The 15,341-nt window shown below is 75.7% G+C and carries 19 protein-coding genes; 1 reads left to right on the top strand and 18 read right to left on the bottom strand.

Annotated elements, in window-relative coordinates; genetic code table 11:
• Nucleotides 1–26: 26 nt before the first annotated feature.
• The 11 genes from NLX85_RS23015 to hisD form a co-directional block, all read right to left on the bottom strand.
• A complete protein-coding gene (locus tag NLX85_RS23015; protein WP_254338373.1) occupies nucleotides 27–1,025 on the bottom strand; it encodes an NADP-dependent oxidoreductase in 999 nt (332 codons plus the stop codon).
• Nucleotides 1,022–1,447, bottom strand: coding sequence for an organic hydroperoxide resistance protein (locus NLX85_RS23010; protein WP_256567418.1), 426 nt, complete (start codon nucleotides 1,445–1,447; stop codon nucleotides 1,022–1,024). The genes NLX85_RS23015 and NLX85_RS23010 overlap by 4 nt, the downstream gene beginning before the upstream one ends.
• Before the next feature lie 5 nt (nucleotides 1,448–1,452).
• The gene (locus NLX85_RS23005) at nucleotides 1,453–1,899 is read right to left on the bottom strand and encodes a MarR family transcriptional regulator (protein ID WP_254338369.1); all 447 of its coding nucleotides are present in this window, start codon (nucleotides 1,897–1,899) and stop codon (nucleotides 1,453–1,455) included.
• A gap of 80 nt (nucleotides 1,900–1,979) precedes the next feature.
• Nucleotides 1,980–2,414: a RidA family protein gene (locus NLX85_RS23000; protein ID WP_254338366.1), complete on the bottom strand. Its 435-nt coding sequence runs from the start codon at nucleotides 2,412–2,414 to the stop codon at nucleotides 1,980–1,982.
• The gene (gene priA, locus NLX85_RS22995; protein WP_091320418.1) at nucleotides 2,411–3,139 is read right to left on the bottom strand and encodes a bifunctional 1-(5-phosphoribosyl)-5-((5-phosphoribosylamino)methylideneamino)imidazole-4-carboxamide isomerase/phosphoribosylanthranilate isomerase PriA; all 729 of its coding nucleotides are present in this window, start codon (nucleotides 3,137–3,139) and stop codon (nucleotides 2,411–2,413) included. The genes NLX85_RS23000 and priA overlap by 4 nt, the downstream gene beginning before the upstream one ends.
• A gap of 16 nt (nucleotides 3,140–3,155) precedes the next feature.
• On the bottom strand, nucleotides 3,156–3,479 hold the full coding sequence (locus NLX85_RS22990; RefSeq protein ID WP_091320415.1) for a hypothetical protein: 324 nt from the start codon (nucleotides 3,477–3,479) through the stop codon (nucleotides 3,156–3,158).
• Nucleotides 3,480–3,599: 120 nt separating this feature from the next.
• Nucleotides 3,600–4,223, bottom strand: a complete 624-nt coding sequence (gene hisH / locus NLX85_RS22985; RefSeq protein WP_254338364.1) for an imidazole glycerol phosphate synthase subunit HisH — start codon at nucleotides 4,221–4,223, stop codon at nucleotides 3,600–3,602.
• The gene (locus tag NLX85_RS22980; RefSeq protein ID WP_167544604.1) at nucleotides 4,220–4,393 is read right to left on the bottom strand and encodes a hypothetical protein; all 174 of its coding nucleotides are present in this window, start codon (nucleotides 4,391–4,393) and stop codon (nucleotides 4,220–4,222) included. Before NLX85_RS22980 ends, hisH begins: the two co-directional genes overlap by 4 nt.
• Nucleotides 4,393–5,004, bottom strand: a complete 612-nt coding sequence (gene hisB, locus NLX85_RS22975) for an imidazoleglycerol-phosphate dehydratase HisB (protein ID WP_254338362.1) — start codon at nucleotides 5,002–5,004, stop codon at nucleotides 4,393–4,395. The genes NLX85_RS22980 and hisB overlap by 1 nt, the downstream gene beginning before the upstream one ends.
• On the bottom strand, nucleotides 5,001–6,074 hold the full coding sequence (locus NLX85_RS22970; protein ID WP_254338360.1) for a histidinol-phosphate transaminase: 1,074 nt from the start codon (nucleotides 6,072–6,074) through the stop codon (nucleotides 5,001–5,003). Before NLX85_RS22970 ends, hisB begins: the two co-directional genes overlap by 4 nt.
• The gene (hisD, locus tag NLX85_RS22965) at nucleotides 6,071–7,393 is read right to left on the bottom strand and encodes a histidinol dehydrogenase (RefSeq protein WP_254338358.1); all 1,323 of its coding nucleotides are present in this window, start codon (nucleotides 7,391–7,393) and stop codon (nucleotides 6,071–6,073) included. The genes NLX85_RS22970 and hisD overlap by 4 nt, the downstream gene beginning before the upstream one ends.
• Nucleotides 7,394–7,500: 107 nt before the next feature.
• Here hisD and NLX85_RS22960 point away from each other — a divergent pair, with 107 nt between their 5' ends.
• Nucleotides 7,501–8,205, top strand: coding sequence for an LON peptidase substrate-binding domain-containing protein (locus NLX85_RS22960; protein WP_254338356.1), 705 nt, complete (start codon nucleotides 7,501–7,503; stop codon nucleotides 8,203–8,205).
• Here NLX85_RS22960 and NLX85_RS22955 read toward each other — a convergent pair.
• The 7 genes from NLX85_RS22955 to NLX85_RS22925 form a co-directional block, all read right to left on the bottom strand.
• Nucleotides 8,171–9,070 (bottom strand): DUF2567 domain-containing protein, encoded by a 900-nt coding sequence (locus tag NLX85_RS22955; protein WP_308210791.1) that lies wholly within the window; start codon nucleotides 9,068–9,070, stop codon nucleotides 8,171–8,173. The two genes, NLX85_RS22960 and NLX85_RS22955, sit on opposite strands and share 35 nt — an antisense overlap.
• Nucleotides 9,071–9,117: 47 nt before the next feature.
• Entirely contained in the window at nucleotides 9,118–10,557 is a 1,440-nt protein-coding gene (locus NLX85_RS22950; protein WP_374628252.1) for an AAA family ATPase, read from the bottom strand.
• A 141-nt stretch (nucleotides 10,558–10,698) separates the two neighbouring features.
• Complete coding sequence (locus tag NLX85_RS22945; RefSeq protein ID WP_254338352.1) at nucleotides 10,699–11,559, bottom strand: hypothetical protein; 861 nt, start codon at nucleotides 11,557–11,559, stop codon at nucleotides 10,699–10,701.
• Between the two features lie 7 nt (nucleotides 11,560–11,566).
• The gene (locus NLX85_RS22940; protein ID WP_254338351.1) at nucleotides 11,567–12,511 is read right to left on the bottom strand and encodes an RluA family pseudouridine synthase; all 945 of its coding nucleotides are present in this window, start codon (nucleotides 12,509–12,511) and stop codon (nucleotides 11,567–11,569) included.
• Complete coding sequence (gene lspA / locus NLX85_RS22935) at nucleotides 12,508–13,110, bottom strand: signal peptidase II (RefSeq protein ID WP_254338349.1); 603 nt, start codon at nucleotides 13,108–13,110, stop codon at nucleotides 12,508–12,510. Before lspA ends, NLX85_RS22940 begins: the two co-directional genes overlap by 4 nt.
• A 67-nt stretch (nucleotides 13,111–13,177) precedes the next feature.
• A complete protein-coding gene (locus NLX85_RS22930) occupies nucleotides 13,178–13,597 on the bottom strand; it encodes a TraR/DksA C4-type zinc finger protein (RefSeq protein WP_091268039.1) in 420 nt (139 codons plus the stop codon).
• A 222-nt stretch (nucleotides 13,598–13,819) separates the two neighbouring features.
• The gene (locus NLX85_RS22925; RefSeq protein WP_254338347.1) at nucleotides 13,820–15,325 is read right to left on the bottom strand and encodes a potassium/proton antiporter; all 1,506 of its coding nucleotides are present in this window, start codon (nucleotides 15,323–15,325) and stop codon (nucleotides 13,820–13,822) included.
• Nucleotides 15,326–15,341 lie beyond the last annotated feature (16 nt).

The raw sequence follows: 15,341 nt of genomic DNA, 5'->3' as shown, positions 1-15,341 counted from the left end.
GCCGACCGCCGTGAACGAGTGCGGCGTCACAGACGGACGAGCATCTTGCCCAGGTTCTCGCCGCGCAGCAGGCCGAGGAACGCCTCCGGGGCCCGCTCGATGCCGTCGACCACCGTCTCGTCGTAGGAGATCCGGCCGTCCCGCAGCCAGCCGGCCATCTCCTGGACGAACTGCTCGCGCAGGTGCCCGTGGTCGCCGACCAGGAAGCCGCGCAGGGTGAGCCGCTTGCCGATGAGCAGCGCCAGGTTGCGCGGGGCGGCGGGCGGCTCGGTGGCGTTGTACTGCGCGATCATGCCGCAGATGGCGGCCCGGCCGTGCAGGTTCATGGCGCCGATGGCGGCCTCCAGGTGCTCGCCGCCGACGTTGTCGAAGTAGACGTCGACGCCGTCCGGCGCGGCGGCCCTGAGCTGGTCGCGGACCGGGCCGTCGTGGTAGTCGAACGCGGCGTCGAAGCCGAGCGCCCGGAGCCGCTCGACCTTGGCCGGCGAGCCGGCGCTGCCGACCACCCGGGCCGCGCCGCGCAGCTTGGCGATCTGCCCGACCATGCTGCCGACCGCGCCGGCCGCGCCGGAGACGAAGACCGTCTCGCCCGGCTTCATGGCGGCCACGTCGAGCAGCCCGGCGTACGCGGTCAGCCCGGTCATGCCGAGCACGCTCAGGTAGGCGCTGACCGGGGCCAGGTCGGGGTCGACCTTCCGGGCGCCCCGGGCGTCGACGAGCGCGTACTCCCGCCAGCCCAGGCCGTGCAGCACGACGTCGCCGGGCGCGAAGCCCTCGGCCCCGCTCGCCACCACCTCGCCGACCGCGCCGCCGTCGAGCGGGGCGTCGAGCGCGAACGGCGGCACGTACGACTTGACGTCGTTCATCCGCCCGCGCATGTACGGGTCCACCGACATGAACCGGTTGCGGACCACGAGCTGGCCGGGCCCCGGGGTGGGCACCTCGGTCTCGACCAGCCGGAAGTTGTCGGCGGTGGGCCAGCCCTGCGGACGGGACGCCAGGTGGATCTCCCGGTTGGTCGTCATCGGGCCTCCCGGACGGTGAGGGTGACCTCGATGTTGCCCCGGGTCGCGTTGGAGTACGGGCAGACCTGGTGGGCCGCCTCGACGAGCTGCTGAGCGGCGGACCGCTCGACCGCGGGCAGGTCGACCACCAGGGTGACGGCCAGGCCGTAGCCCCCGCTGCCGTTCGGACCGATGCCCACCTCGGCCTCGACGACCGAGTTCGAGACGTCCGCCCGGGCCTTGCGGGCGACCACGCGCAGCGCCGAGTGGAAGCAGGCGGCGTAGCCGGCCGCGAAGAGCTGCTCCGGGTTGGTCGCGCCGCCGGCGCCGCCCATCTCCTTCGGGATGGCCAGGTCCAGGTCGAGGCCGCCGTCGGAGGTGCGGACGTGGCCGTCCCGGCCGTCGCCGGTGGCCTGCGCGGACGCGGTGTAGAGCACCTGCATGGTGGTCACTGCTCCTTCTGTCGGTGGATCGTCTCGGTGACCCGGGTGAGGGTGTCGCGGAGGGCGACCAGCTCGGCCTCGGTGAGGCCGGTGGCGCGGGCCACCCGACGCGGCACCTCGTCCATCCGCTCCCGCAGGGCCCGGCCCTGCGCGGTGAGGCCCACCTCGACCCGGCGCTCGTCGGCCGCCGAGCGGGTACGCACCACCAGGCCGGCCGCCTCCAGCCGCTTGAGCAGCGGCGAGAGGGTGCCGGAGTCGAGCCGGAGCCGCGCGCCGAGCTCGGAGACCGTGGGGGCGTCGTCGCCGCGCTCCCAGAGGACCAGCAGCACCAGGTACTGCGGGTAGGTCAGGCCGTGCTCGTCGAGGATGGGCCGGTAGACGTCGGTGAGGGCGCGCGACGCCGCGTAGAGGGCGAAGCACACCTGCCGGCGCAGCACCAGATCATCGGTCACCCCGAAAACGTAGCCCCCAATTGAGTTGTGCACAACCTAATGGGCCGCGGAGTGGCCGCCCCCACATCCAGGGACGGCCGTCAGCGGTCGCCGAGCCAGGCCTCCAGCTCGACCTCGACCAGGTGCTCCGGGTCGATCAGCCCGGCCACCACGACCATGGTGGCCACCGGGCGGACCGCGCCGAACACCGCGTTGTGCGCCCGGCCCACCTCGTCGGCGTACATCCGGTCGGTCACGTACATCCGGGTGCGCACCACGTCGGCCGGCTCGGCGCCGACCTCGGCGAGCGCGTCCAGGCCGATCCGGATCGCCTGGGCCGTCTGCGCCGCCGCGTCGCCCACGTGGGCCACCCGGCCGTCCACCGTCGAGGTGCAGCCGGCGGTGATCGCCAGCTGCCCGGCGCGGACCACCCGGCAGTAGCCGTAGAGCGCCTCCCACGGGCCGCCCGAGCCCAGCCGGGTGACCGCCGGCGCGTCCGGCGCCGGCCGGGCGCCGTCACCCGCGACGGCCGTCACGCGCCGGCCCGCAGGGTGGCCAACGCCTCGGCGACGGTGAACGCGCCCGCGTAGAGCGCCTTGCCGGCGATCACACCCTCCACGCCCACCGGCTCCAGGGTGGCCAGCGCGCGCAGGTCGTCCAGGGTGGACACGCCACCGGAGGCGATCACCGGGGCGTCGGTGCGGGAGCAGACCTCGCGCAGCAGGTCCAGGTTGGGCCCGCGCATGGTGCCGTCCTTGGTGATGTCCGTGACCACGTAGCGGGAGGCGCCGGCCTTGTCCAGCCGGGCCAGCACCTCGTAGAGGTCACCGCCGTCGCGGGTCCAGCCGCGCGCCGAGAGGGTACGGCCGCGCACGTCCAGCCCGATGGCCACCCGGTCGCCGTACTCGCCGCAGACCCGGTCGCACCACTCCGGGTCCTCCAGCGCGGCGGTGCCGATGTTGACCCGGGCCGCACCGGTGCCCAGGGCGGCCTGCAACGACTCGTCGTCCCGGATGCCGCCGGAGAGCTCGACCTTCACGTCGAGCTGCCGGACCACCTCGGCCAGCAGGTGGGCGTTGGTGCCCCGGCCGAACGCGGCGTCCAGGTCGACCAGGTGGATCCACTCCGCGCCGTCGGCCTGCCAGGCGAGGGCGGCCTCCAGCGGATCGCCGTACGCGGTCTCGCTGCCGGCGGCGCCCTGGACGAGCCGGACGGCCTGGCCGTCGGCGACGTCCACGGCGGGCAACAGGGTGAGGCTCAACGCTCTACTCCTCGCATCAGGAACGACGGTCCAGGGCGATCACCACGACCGCGGGCAGGACCAGCAGCAACAACACGACAAGCGCCAGCCGCAGCGCCAGGTCGTCGACGAAACTCCAGATACCGGCCACCGCCGCGCCGGTGAGCAGCACGATGGCCGCCCGCTCACCACGGCTGTGCCGGCGCAGCCGGCCGGTGCGGCCCCGCCGCAGCTTCGGCGTGAACCGGCGGGCGACCACGCGCCGCCGCTCCCGCCGCGCCACCCGGCGGGCACGCGCGGCGCGTTCCCGTTCCAGCTCGGCCTGGCGGGCCTCCCGGCGGCGGGCCCGCTCCTTACTCACACCGCGCCACCGTTCGTTCGCGACTGCGGGGCTCGCAACCCCGGCTCACTCCTCGCGCTCACACCGCGCCACCGTTCGTTCGCGACTGCGGGGCTCGCAACCCCGGCTCACTCCTCGCGCTCACAGTGTGCCGAGCCAGTTGCGCAGCAGCGCCGCCCCGGTGTCGGCCGACTTCTCCGGGTGGAACTGGGCCGCCGACAGCGCGCCGCGCTCGACCCCGGCGACGAAGTCGGTGCCGTGGTGGGCGGTGGTGACGGTGGCCCCCGCGGCGGCCAGCGCCGCCGGTGCGGTCACCCCGTAGGAGTGGACGAAGTAGAACCGGGCGTCCGCCGGCAGGCCGGCGAAGAGCACCGAGCCGGCCGGCGCGTGCACCGTGTTCCAGCCCATGTGCGGCAGCCGCGGCGCGGGCAGCTTGGTCACCCCGCCGGGCAGCAGCCCGAGCCCCTTCGTGACCACGCCGTGCTCGTCGCCGTGCTCGAAGAGCACCTGCATGCCCACGCAGATGCCGAGCACCGGGCGGCCGGCGGCCACCCGCTCGGCGATGACCGGCCCCGCGCCCAGCTCCTCGATCCCGGCCATGCACGCCGCGAACGCGCCGACACCCGGCACCACCAGGCCCTCGGCCTCGGCGGCGGCGGTCAGGTCGGCCGTGACGGTGACGTCGGCGCCGGCCCGCTCCAGGGCACGCTCGGCCGAGCGCAGGTTGCCCGAGCCGTAGTCGAGCACCACGACACGCCTGCTCACGAACCCTCCCCCGGCAGCAGCCAGAGCAGCCCGCCGGCGGTGGCCAGCACGGCCAGCAGCCCGGTGACCACCACCGCGGGGCGGGCGGCGCCCTGCTTGTAGAGCGACCAGGTCCCACCGACCAGCACCCCGGCCAGGATCAGCAGCAGCGTCGGCAGCGCCCGCCCCATCAGAGGGCACCCTTCGTGCTCGGGATCGCGCCGGCCGACCGCGGGTCGATCGACGTGGCCTCGCGCAGCGCCCGGGAGACCGCCTTGAACTGGGCCTCGACGACGTGGTGGGCGTCCGGGTTGCCGCCGGGCCGGGCCGCCCGCAGCACGTCCACGTGCAGGGTGACCCGGGCGGACTGGCCGAACGACTCCCAGATGTGCCGCGTCATGCTGGTCGGGTAGACCGGCCCGATGTACGGCGCGAGCACCGGCTCGTCGTGCACCACGTACGGCCGGCCGGAGAGGTCGACGGCGGCCCGGACCAGCACCTCGTCCATGGGGACGGTGGCCGAGCCGTACCGCCGGATGCCGGCCTTGTCCCCCAGCGCCTGGTCGAACGCGGCGCCCAGGGCCAGCGCGGTGTCCTCCATGGTGTGGTGGGCGTCGATCTCCAGGTCGCCGACGGTGTGCACGGTCAGGTCGAAGCCGCCGTGCCGGGCGATCTGGTTCAGCATGTGGTCGTAGAAGCCGACGCCGGTCTCGATGTCGGCCTTGCCGGTGCCGTCGAGGTCGATCTCGACGAGGACCTTGGTCTCCTTGGTGATCCGCTCCACCCGGGCGGTCCGGCTCATGACAACTTCTCCATTGCAGACAAAAAGGCGTCGGTCTCGGCGGGAGTGCCGGCGGTGACCCGCAGCCAGCCGGGCAGGCCGACGTCGCGGACCAGCACGCCGGCGTCGAGCAGGGTGCGCCACGCGGCGGCCTGGTCGCCGCCGACCTCGAAGAGCACGAAGTTGGCGTCGCTGTCGGCCACCCGGCGCCCGCGGGCGCGCAGCTCGGCGACGATCCGGTCGCGCTGCTCCATGATCGCGGCGACCGTGCCGAGCAGGGCGTCGCGGTGGGCCAGCGCCGCGCGGGCGGCGACCTGGGTCAGCGCCGAGAGGTGGTACGGCAGCCGGACCAGCTGCACGGCCCGCACCACGGCCGGGTCGGCGGCCAGGTAGCCGAGCCGGCCACCGGCGAAGCCGAACGCCTTGCTCATGGTCCGCGTCACCACCAGCCGGGGGTGCCCGGGCAGCACGGCCAGCGCGCTCACCGTGCCGGGCCGGGCGAACTCGGCGTACGCCTCGTCCACGACCACCATGCCGGGCGCCTCGGCCAGCACGGCGGCCACCACGGCCGGGTCGAGCGCGGTGCCGGTCGGGTTGTTCGGCGAGCAGAGGAAGACCACGTCGGGCCGGTGCGCCCGGACCTGGGCGACCGCGTCGGCGGCGGTCAGCCCGAAGTCCGCGTCGCGGGCGGCCGGGATCCAGCCGGTGCCGGTGCCGAGCGCCAGCAGCGGGTGCATCGAGTACGCCGGGGTGAAGCCGAGCGCGGTGCGCCCGGGGCCGCCGAACGCCTGGAGCAGCTGCTGCTGGATCTCGTTGGAGCCGTTGGCCGCCCACACCTGGTCGACGGTGAGCCCGTGGCCCAGGTATTCCGCGAGGTCGGCGCGGAGCGCCACGGCGTCCCGGTCGGGGTAGCGGTTGAGGTCGCGCAGCTCGGCGGAGAGGGCCTTGCCGATCGCCTCCACCACCGGCTCGGGCACCGGGTAGGAGTTCTCGTTGGTGTTCAGCCGCACCGGCACGTCGAGCTGCGGCGCCCCGTACGGCGTCAGACCCCGCAGGTCGTCGCGGATCGGCAGGTCGTCGAGGGTGGTCACGAGGTCGCCCCCGGGAACCGCACGCTGACCGCCTGGCCGTGCGCCGGCAGGTCCTCGACGCCGGACAGGGTGACCACGTGCGGGGCCACCTCGCGCAGCGCGTCCCGCGTGTACTCCACGAGGTGGACGCCGCGCAGGAAGGACTGCACCGACAGGCCGGAGGAGTGCCGGGCGCAGCCGCCGGTGGGCAGCACGTGGTTGGAGCCGGCGCAGTAGTCGCCGAGCGACACCGGCGACCAGGCGCCCACGAAGATGGCACCGGCGTTGCGCACCCGCAGCGCCCACTCGCGGGCGTCGACGGTCTGGATCTCCAGGTGCTCGGCCGCGTACGCGTCGACCACCCGCAGCCCGGCCTCGAGGTCGTCGACGAGGACGACGCCGCTCTGCTCGCCGCGCAGGGCGGTGCCGATCCGCTCGGCGTGCTTGGCCGCCGGCACCTGCCGGGCCAGTTCGGCGTCGACCGCGTCGGCGAGCGCCACCGACGGGGTGACCAGCACGCTGGCCGCGAGGGGGTCGTGCTCGGCCTGGCTGATCAGGTCGGCGGCGACGTGCGCCGGGTCGGCCGTGTCGTCGGCCAGGATGGCGATCTCGGTGGGGCCGGCCTCGGCGTCGATGCCGACCACGCCGCGCAGCAGCCGCTTCGCGGCGGTCACCCAGATGTTGCCGGGGCCGGTGATCATGTCGACGGGCTCGCAGCGCTCGGCGCCCTCGGGGTCGACGGTCGCGCCGTACGCCAGCATGGCCACGGCCTGCGCGCCGCCGACGGCGTAGACCTCGTCGACGCCGAGCAGGGCGCAGGCGGCGAGGACCCGCTGGTCGGGCAGACCGCCGTTGTCCTTCTGCGGCGGGCTGACCACCACCAGCGAGCGGACCCCGGCCGCCTGGGCGGGGACCACGTTCATCACCACGGTCGACGGGTACATGGCCAGGCCGCCGGGGACGTAGAGGCCCACCCGGTCGACCGGCACCCAGCGCTCGGTCACCGTGCCGCCCGGCACCACCTGGGTGGTGTGGTCGACGCGGCGCTGGTCGGCGTGGACCTTGCGGGCCCGCGTGATCGACTCCAGCAGCGCGGCGCGGACCTGCGGGTCGAGGGTGTCCTCGGCGGCGCGGATCACCTCGACCGGCACCCGCAGGCGCTCGGGAGAGACCCCGTCGAACCGTTCGCTCGCCTCCCGGATCGCCGGGTACCCATGCTCCCGGACCGCCTCCACGAGCGGGCGGATCCTCTCGACGGCCACGGAGACGTCGAGCTGGGCACGGGGCAGCAGGCGGCGCGGGTCGCGCGCGCCGCCGCGCAGGTCGATCCGATTCAACACGCTTGCGAGTCTAGGCTGCCCGCCCGCGCGCCGACCGGAGCCGCCCGTACGCCGGGACGGTGAGCCGGGACACGCCGCCGCGGCGCGCTCGGGATACTCTCGATCACGTGACCGCACGGCTGCCGGTTTTCCCGCTCGGGACGGTCCTCTTCCCGGGGCTGGTCCTCCCGCTGCACATCTTCGAGGAGCGCTACCGGGCGCTGGTGCGCCACCTCGTCGGGCTGCCCGAGGGCGCGCCGCGCGAGTTCGGGGTGGTGGCCATCCGGGCCGGCTGGGAGGTCGCGCCGGCCGGGCCGCCGGGCCGCTCCGACCCCGCCGGCGGCGAGGTCACCCTGCACGAGGTGGGCTGCACCGCCGAGCTGCGGCAGGTCACCGAGCTGGCGGACGGCGGGTTCGACATCGTCACCGTGGGCCGGCGGCGGTTCCGCGTCGCCGAGGTCGACGACGCCGCCGCGCCGTACCTGACCGCCGAGGTGGAGTGGCTGCCCGAGCCGGCCGGCGCCGACGAGGTGGCCGACCTGCTGGCCGCCCGGGTGATCTCGGTCTTCCGGCAGTACCTGAACCTGGTGCGGCCGGACCCGCAGGAGATCTCCGAGCAGCTGCCGGAGGACCCCACGGTGCTGTCGCACCTGGTCGCCGCCACCGCGGCGCTGACCGTCGACGACCGGCAGCGGCTGCTCGCCATCGACGACACCGCCGGCCGGCTCCGGGCCGAGCTGCGGCTGCTGCACCGGGAGACCACCCTGCTGCGCGAGGTCCGTGCGGTCCCGGTGCCGCTCAGCGAGCTGGCTGGTCCCCCGGCTCCGAACTGATCCCCGGGCCGCCGGGCGCCCAGCCGCCGTCCCACTGCGGCTCCGGCCGCAGCGACGGCCACCGCGACCAGCCGGCCAGCAGGGTGTACGTCACGGCCGCGCCGAACGCCGCCAGCAGCAGGTTGCCGTGCGGGACGGGCAGCGGCCCGTACCAGTCGATCCCGCCGGCGCGCAGGTCGGCGGGCTTGGTGAAGTCGGTACCGGGCGGGGCGGTGTCCAGCAGCCGCTGGAAGGTGCCGAGCCCGATCCGGCGGCCGACCTGCCAGGCCACGACCGCCGCGCCGAGCCCGCCGAGCGTCCCGGCGACCAGGCCGGCCGGGCCACGCCGGCGGCGCAGCACCACCCAGAGGGTGATCGCGGCGAGCACCCCGAAGCCGAGCCCGAGCAGGCTGAACCAGCCGTCCGCGGCGATCGGCTGCTCCGGTTGCGGGGTGGCGTAGACGGCGCCCTCGGCGGTCATCCGCACCGGCGTGCCGGGGGCCACCAGCGCCCAGAGCAGGCCCAGGGGCGCCCCGAGCACGGCCAGCAGCAGCGCCGCGCCGAGCGCGACGGCGGTGGCCCGGCCGCCGGCCCGCCGGGTGGCGGCCGGCGCGCCGGGCACGGCCCCGGCCACGCCGGGCCAGCCGGCGAGCGGGTCCGCGCCGGGCGCGGTCACCGGGGTGCCGGCGGGCACCGGCAGGCCGCCGGGCCAGCCGGGGGGCTCGCCCTCGCCCGGGGACCGGCCGGGCGGGTGGCCCTCCGTGCCGGTCGGGGCGCTTCCCGTGTCGTCGGTCGGAACGTTCTCCGCGCCGGCCGGCGGGCGGGCGGCGCCGGGCGCGCCGGGACCGTCGGCGACCCGCTCGGGATCAGGGGTGTCCGGACTCACCCGGTGATCCTCTCAGGCGGCGGGGCGGCGCGGGGCGGCGGTGGCGGTCACCGGGCGAACGGTTCCAGCATCACCGAGGCGGCCTTGAGCCAGCCCTGCCGGGTCTCCGCCTGGAGCTGGTGGTACTCGATCGAGGAGCCGGTCTCCAGCGCCGGGTCGTAGGGCACCACGGCCACCGCCCGCGTGCGGGTGGCGAAGTGCCGCTCCAGGTCGTCCTGCAGCGGGGTGCGACCGGGGGTGGGGCAGGAGATGAGGGTGACCGCGTTGTCGGCCAGCTCGCCCATGCCCTCCTCGTGCAGCAGGTCGAGCATCCAGTCGGCGCTGAACGCGGCGTCCTCGCGGGGCACGGTGGTCACCACGAGCTGGTCGGCCGCCTGCATGACGGTGCGCCAGTTGGGGCTCTCCACGTTGTTGCCGGTGTCGACGCAGACCACGTCGTGGGTGCGGCGCAGCAGCTCCAGCACCCGCTTGACGGTGAACTGGTCCAGGCGCTGGGCGAAGCGCGGGCTCTCCTCGCCGGCCAGCACGTCGTACGAGCCGTCGGACGCGTGCCGGAGGTAGTCGTCGAGGTGCTCCAGCAGGGTGGCGCCCTCCAGGATCTCGATCTGCGCGAGGTCGTGGATCAGGTGCCGGATGGTGCGGGCATGTCGGGCGCTGCCGGCGCGCAGGCCGAGGGTGCCGCGCAGCTCGTTGTCGTCCCAGGCGAGCACCCCGCGCCCGCGGACGCTGCCCACCGTGGCCGCGGCGAGCACGGTGGCGGTGGTCTTGTGCACGCCGCCCTTGGGGTTGGCGAAGGCGAGCACCCGGGGCCCGCCCAGCTCGCGGCGGAGCACCCCGGCCGCGCGCTCCAGCTCGGTCTCCGGCTCCGGGGCGCGCCACTCCACCCGCGCCGGCTCGATCCGGGGCGGTTCGATGCGGGCCGGCTCGGGGGCCGGCTGGGCCTCCGGGCGGTAGCGGCCCCGGTCCAGCAGCGCGTAGCGGGACTCCGCCGGGGGCGGGTCGGGCTGGTAGCCGCCGTCGAGCAGGGCGTACCGGGACTCGACCGAGGCGGTGCCGCGGCCGCGTGGCGGGGGCTCGGGGTAGCCCGGCTCCGGCGGGCGGACCGGCTCGGCCCGCCAGGACGGCTCGGCGCGCGGCTCCGGCTCGGCGCGGTAGGCGGGCTCCGCCTGGTACGCCGGCTCGCCGCCGTAGCGCGGGTCGACCCGGTAGGCCGGCTCCACCCGGTAGGTCGCCTCGACCCGGTAGGCCGGTTCGGCGCCGAAGGACGGGTCGGCGGGGCGGGCGACGGCCTGCGCCCGGCCCGTCCAACCGGTGCCGGCGGCGCGCCGGGGCAGCGTCTCCGGGGGCGGCGCCGGGTTCTCCTCGGCGCGGTGGTCGACGTCGTGGTGCTCCGCGCCGCGACCGGCGAGCCGGGCCCGGTCGAGCAGCGCCCGCCACCGTGGTGCCGGCTCAGCCTGCCGACCCCAACCGGTCTCGCTGCCGTCCAAGGCCTCGCCCCTCCCCCAGCCCATCGATCTCCGCCTGACAGGCTACGAACGAAACCCTATTCGGACCACACCCCGGTTCGCACATCCCCCGGTGGCCCTCCTCACCGCCGCCCGGGGCCCGAGGCCGCCCACCAGCATGTCTCAGGAGGTGGGAGCGGGATTGGGCGGTCCCGCTCCGGTGGCGGGCCGGCCGGCGGCCGGTGAGGATCCGGTCACCGTCGGTGCGGCTTCCGACGAATCGCCCATACCGGCGCTCGGCGCGAGCCCGGTGTCGGCCGGCGGCCGGGCCACGTCCCGCTGCTCCGGCAGCGGCGGGGTGAACACCGTCCGGTCCAACCGGATCACCTCCGGGGCGGGGTCGACCGCGCGGACGCCGGGTCGGGCGGCCAGCGCCCGCAGGGCGTCCGGGGCGTCCCGGACCACGGCGGCGTAGACGCACGCGCAGCCGGCCCGGTAGCCGGCCGCCTCCCGCGCCGCCACCGCGGCCCCGGTGTCGTACACCCGGCGCAGCTCGGGATCGGCGGTGGCCGCCGGGGCGGCGGCGCGCGCCCGGTAGTCGGCGGCCTCCCGGTCCTTGCGCCCGGCCACCTCGGCCATCCCGGCGACCACGTCGTCGGGCAGGTGCAGCGCGGCGATCCGGACGATCTCGGTCTGCCGCCCGGGCACCGGCACCCGGGCCACCACCGCCGAGACCGGGGCGCCGCCCAGCGCGGTCGCCACCTGCGCCGGCGTCAGGTACGCGGCGAACGAGACCAGGGCGTAGCTGCCCGGCGCCGGGGCGTCGAGCCGGGCCAGCTCGTCGGCGGCGGCGCGCAGGTAGGCCGGGACCGCGTCGCCATCGGCCACCCCGACCCGGGTCACCTCGCCCACCGTGCGGTCCCCCACCGGCCGGTCCCCCCGCTGCGCGACGGCGACCACCAGCACCACGAGCGCGCAGGCCAGGGCGAGCCAGGTGAGCGTGCCGGAGCGCGACCGGCGCGGCGGCTCGGTGTCGGTCGTCATCGGCGGGTCAGTCGCGCAGGATCTCCAGCGCCCGGGCCAGGTCGTCCGGGTACTCGCTGACGAACGTGACCTCGTCGCCGGTGCGCGGGTGCAGGAAGCTCAGCGAGTGCGCGTGCAGCCACTGCCGGCTCAGGCCGAGCCGGGCGGACAGGGTCGGGTCGGCGCCGTAGGTGAGGTCGCCCACGCAGGGGTGCCGCAGCGTGGAGAAGTGCACCCGGATCTGGTGGGTACGCCCGGTCTCCAGCCGCACGTCGAGCAGGCTGGCCGAGGGAAACGCCTCGAGGGTGTCGTAGTGGGTGATGCTCGGCTTGCCGCCGGAGACCACCGCCCAGCGGTAGTCGTGGTGCGGGTGCCTGTCGATCGGCGCGTCGATGGTGCCGCGCAGCGGGTCCGGGTGGCCCTGCACCACGGCGTGGTAGCGCTTCTCCACCTCGCGGTACTTGAACGCCCGCTTCAACGCGGTGTACGCCTGCTCGCTCTTGGCCACCACCATGACGCCGGTGGTGCCCACGTCGAGCCGGTGCACCACGCCCTGCCGCTCGGCGGCCCCGCTCGTGGAGATCCGGTGGCCGATGCCGGCCAGCCCGCCGATCACGGTCGGGCCGGTCCAGCCGGGGCTGGGGTGGGCGGCCACCCCGACCGGCTTGTCCACCACCACGATGTCGTCGTCGGCGTAGACCACGGTGAGGCCGGGCACGGCCTGCGGCACCACGGTCGGCGGGGCGGCCGGCGCGGGCAGCGTGACCTCCAGCCAGGAGCCCGCCTTGACCTTGTGCGAGTTGGGCCGGGCCGCGCCGTCGACGAGCGCGTCCCCGGCGTCGACGAGCGCCGCCGCGGCCGTGCGGGACAGCCCGAAGAGCCGGGACACGGCCTGGTCCAGCCGCATGCCGTCGAGCCCGTCGGGGACGGGCAGGGACCGGTGGTCGCCGCCGGCGGCGAACGCGGAGGTCACGCGCGCTCCCGCTGCTCGGCGGGGGTCTCGTCGGCGGACCGCTCGGCGGTGGCCCGGGAGCCGTCCCGCTGCCGGCCGGTCAGCTCCAGGAACACCGCCAGCAGCACGCCGCAGACCAGCGAGCTGTCGGCCAGGTTGAACACCGGCCAGACCTGCCCGTACGGGTCGAAGAGGCTGACCATGTCGACCACGTGCCCGACGAAGTGCCCGGGGGCGCGGAAGATCCGGTCGGTGAGGTTGCCCAGCGCCCCGCCCAGCACCAGCCCGAGCGACACGGCCCAGGGCAGCGACCGCAGCCGCAGCGCCATCCAGGCGATCCAGGCGACCACGCCGATGGTGATCAGCGGGAAGACCCAGGTGTGGTCGGAGCCGATGCTCCACGCGGCGCCGCTGTTGCGGGTCAGGCTGAGGTAGACCGCGCCGCCGAGCAGCGACACCGGCCCCCGCCCCGTCAGCTCCGAGAGCGCGAGCTGCTTGGTGACCAGGTCGGCGACGAGCGAGGTCAGGGCCACGCCGAGCAGCAGGCCGGTCGCCTTGCGGCGGGGCGTGCCGGTGCCCGGGTCGGCCGTGCCGGACCCGGCGGGCGGTGCTGCGGTCATCTGCTCCCCATCGACGCTCGCGACGGTGGCGGTCACCGTCTGCCGTACGGCCGCCGGGGAACGGATGTCAGCGCCGCTCCTCCAGCTGCTTGCAGCTCACGCAGAGAGTGGCCGACGGGAAGGCGGCGAGCCGCTCCACCGGGATCGGGTTGCCGCACCGCTCGCACCAGCCGTAGCCACCCTCGTCGAGCCGCTCCAGCGCGCGCTCGACCTGCGTGATCCGCTCCTTGATGCTGTTGGCGAGTGAGATCTCCTGCTCGCGCTCGAACGTCTTGGTGCCGGTGTCGGCCTGGTCGTCCCCGGCCGAGTCGGTCAGCCGGTCGCGCTGCAGCTCGGTGATCTCGCTCAGCGTCTGATCGTACTCGGCGTTGAGCTCGTCCCGCCGTGCCGCCAGGGCGGCCCGGATCTTCTCGGTCTCCGCGGCGCTGCGGGTGGCCTTCGCCACCGGCTTGCGGCCGGCGGTCCTGGTGTCGGCTGGCTTCGCCATCGTCAGCTCCCTCAGCCGCGTGCCGCGGCGGTCAGCGTGCCTGGGCGGGGACCGCCGGCGTCGGCGTCCCCCATGTACAGAACGGGCGCGCGGCGACAGGGCCGCGCACTCCGGAGGGTGGCAAGAATACGGAACGTACAGGCGTCCGACAACGTGCCGCACCGTCGCACCGCGATTCAGCCCCGAACAGCCACCAATTGGGGCAAAGGGAACGCTAGCAGATCAGGTCGTCCGGTCCTCGCCGTACTCGCCAAACCACCGGGCCAGCCGACCCCGCCGGCTCACCGCCCGCAGTCGCCGCTCCGCCTCGTCCCGCACCTCCGCGGTGGCCACGATGAGCAGGCTGTCGCCGACCTTCAACCGGGTGTCCGGGCCGGGCACGAAACCCACCCCGTCGCGCAGCACCAGGGTCACCGAGGCGCCCACCGGCAGCCGCAGCTCGTCCACGTGCACCCCGCCCAGCCGGGAGCCCGGCGGCACCTCCAACTGGAGCAGGTCGGCCCGCATCCGCTCCAGCGGGGCCGTCTCCAGCAGGATCTCCGCCGCCTCGGCCGGCGCGGTCACCCCGAGCCGGCGGGCCGCCGGCGCGAGGGTCCCGGCCTGGAGCAGCGTGAAGATCACCACCAGCACGAAGACCGCGTCGAAGAGCCGGTCGGCGCCCGGCACCCGCAGCGAGAGCGGGATGGTGGCCAGCACGATCGGCACCGCCCCGCGCAGCCCGGCCCAGGACAGGAAGAGCTGCTCGCGCACCCGGAACCGGAACGGCAACGCGGAGACCGCCACCGACAGCGGCCGGGCGAGCAGCAGCAGGGCCAGCCCGGTCACCACGGCCGGCAGCACCGCGGCGGCCAGCCGGCCCGGTGAGACCAGCAGGCCGAGCAGCACGAACAGGCCGATCTGGGCCAGCCAGGCCAGCCCGTCGGCGAAACCCAGGATGGCCTGCCGGTGCGGCAGCCGGGCGTTGCCGAGCAGGACCCCGGCCACGTAGACGGCCAGGAAGCCCGAGGCGTGCAGCACCGAGCCGGCCGCGTACGCCAGCACCGTGAAGCCGACCACCGCGATCGGGTAGAGGCCGGCGGACGGCAGGGCGGCCCGGCGCAGCGCGTACCGGCCGGCGATCCCGGCGGTCACCCCGACCGCCGCGCCGGCGCCCAGCTCGTAGCCGACCAGGAGCACCTCCTGCCACCACGGGTGGGCGGCCTCCACCCCGGCCCGGGACAGCAGCAGGACCAGGATGACCACCGGGGCGTCGTTGATCCCGGACTCGGCCTCCAGGGTGGCCACCAGGCGGGGCGGCAGGCGCAGCCGGCGCAGGGTGGCGAAGACGGCCGCCGCGTCGGTGGACGAGAGCACCGCGCCGTAGAGCAGCGCCAGCCGCCAGTCGAGGCCGAGCAGCAGGTGCACCACCGCGCCGACGACCAGGATGCTCACCACCACGCCGACCGTGGAGAGCGCGGCGGCCAGGCCGAGCACCGGCCGCAGGGTGCTCCACCGGGCGCTCAGCCCGCCCTCCGCGATGATCACGATGAGCGCGCAGAAGCCGAGCACCCGGGTCAGCTCGACGTCGTCGAAGCGGATGCCCAGGCCGGCCTCGCCGATGGCCACCCCGAGCGCCAGGTAGACCAGGAGACTCGGCACGCCGAGCCGGGTGGAGAAGCGCACCGCCCCCACGGCGACGAGCAGGACGCCCGCACCCACCAGGAGCGCGACGTCGAGCCCCGGCGTCATGCGGGGCCGGTCCGGA

It is taken from the genome of Micromonospora sp. A3M-1-15, from assembly GCF_024213425.1.
Taxonomy (GTDB): Bacteria; Actinomycetota; Actinomycetes; order Mycobacteriales; family Micromonosporaceae; genus Micromonospora; species Micromonospora chersina.
This window is presented reverse-complemented; position numbering and strand designations above follow the sequence as displayed.

What these genes read in the sequence shown, in the direction of transcription:
- NLX85_RS23015 (WP_254338373.1), bottom strand. Translation starts at nt 1,025, where the DNA reads ATGACGACCAACCGGGAGATCCACCTGGCGTCCCGTCCGCAGGGCTGG.
- NLX85_RS23010 (WP_256567418.1), bottom strand. Translation starts at nt 1,447, where the DNA reads ATGCAGGTGCTCTACACCGCGTCCGCGCAGGCCACCGGCGACGGCCGG.
- NLX85_RS22980 (WP_167544604.1), bottom strand. Translation starts at nt 4,393, where the DNA reads ATGGGGCGGGCGCTGCCGACGCTGCTGCTGATCCTGGCCGGGGTGCTG.
- hisB (WP_254338362.1), bottom strand. Translation starts at nt 5,004, where the DNA reads ATGAGCCGGACCGCCCGGGTGGAGCGGATCACCAAGGAGACCAAGGTC.
- NLX85_RS22945 (WP_254338352.1), bottom strand. Translation starts at nt 11,559, where the DNA reads ATGACGACCGACACCGAGCCGCCGCGCCGGTCGCGCTCCGGCACGCTC.
- lspA (WP_254338349.1), bottom strand. Translation starts at nt 13,110, where the DNA reads ATGACCGCAGCACCGCCCGCCGGGTCCGGCACGGCCGACCCGGGCACC.
- NLX85_RS22930 (WP_091268039.1), bottom strand. Translation starts at nt 13,597, where the DNA reads ATGGCGAAGCCAGCCGACACCAGGACCGCCGGCCGCAAGCCGGTGGCG.
- NLX85_RS22925 (WP_254338347.1), bottom strand. Translation starts at nt 15,325, where the DNA reads ATGACGCCGGGGCTCGACGTCGCGCTCCTGGTGGGTGCGGGCGTCCTG.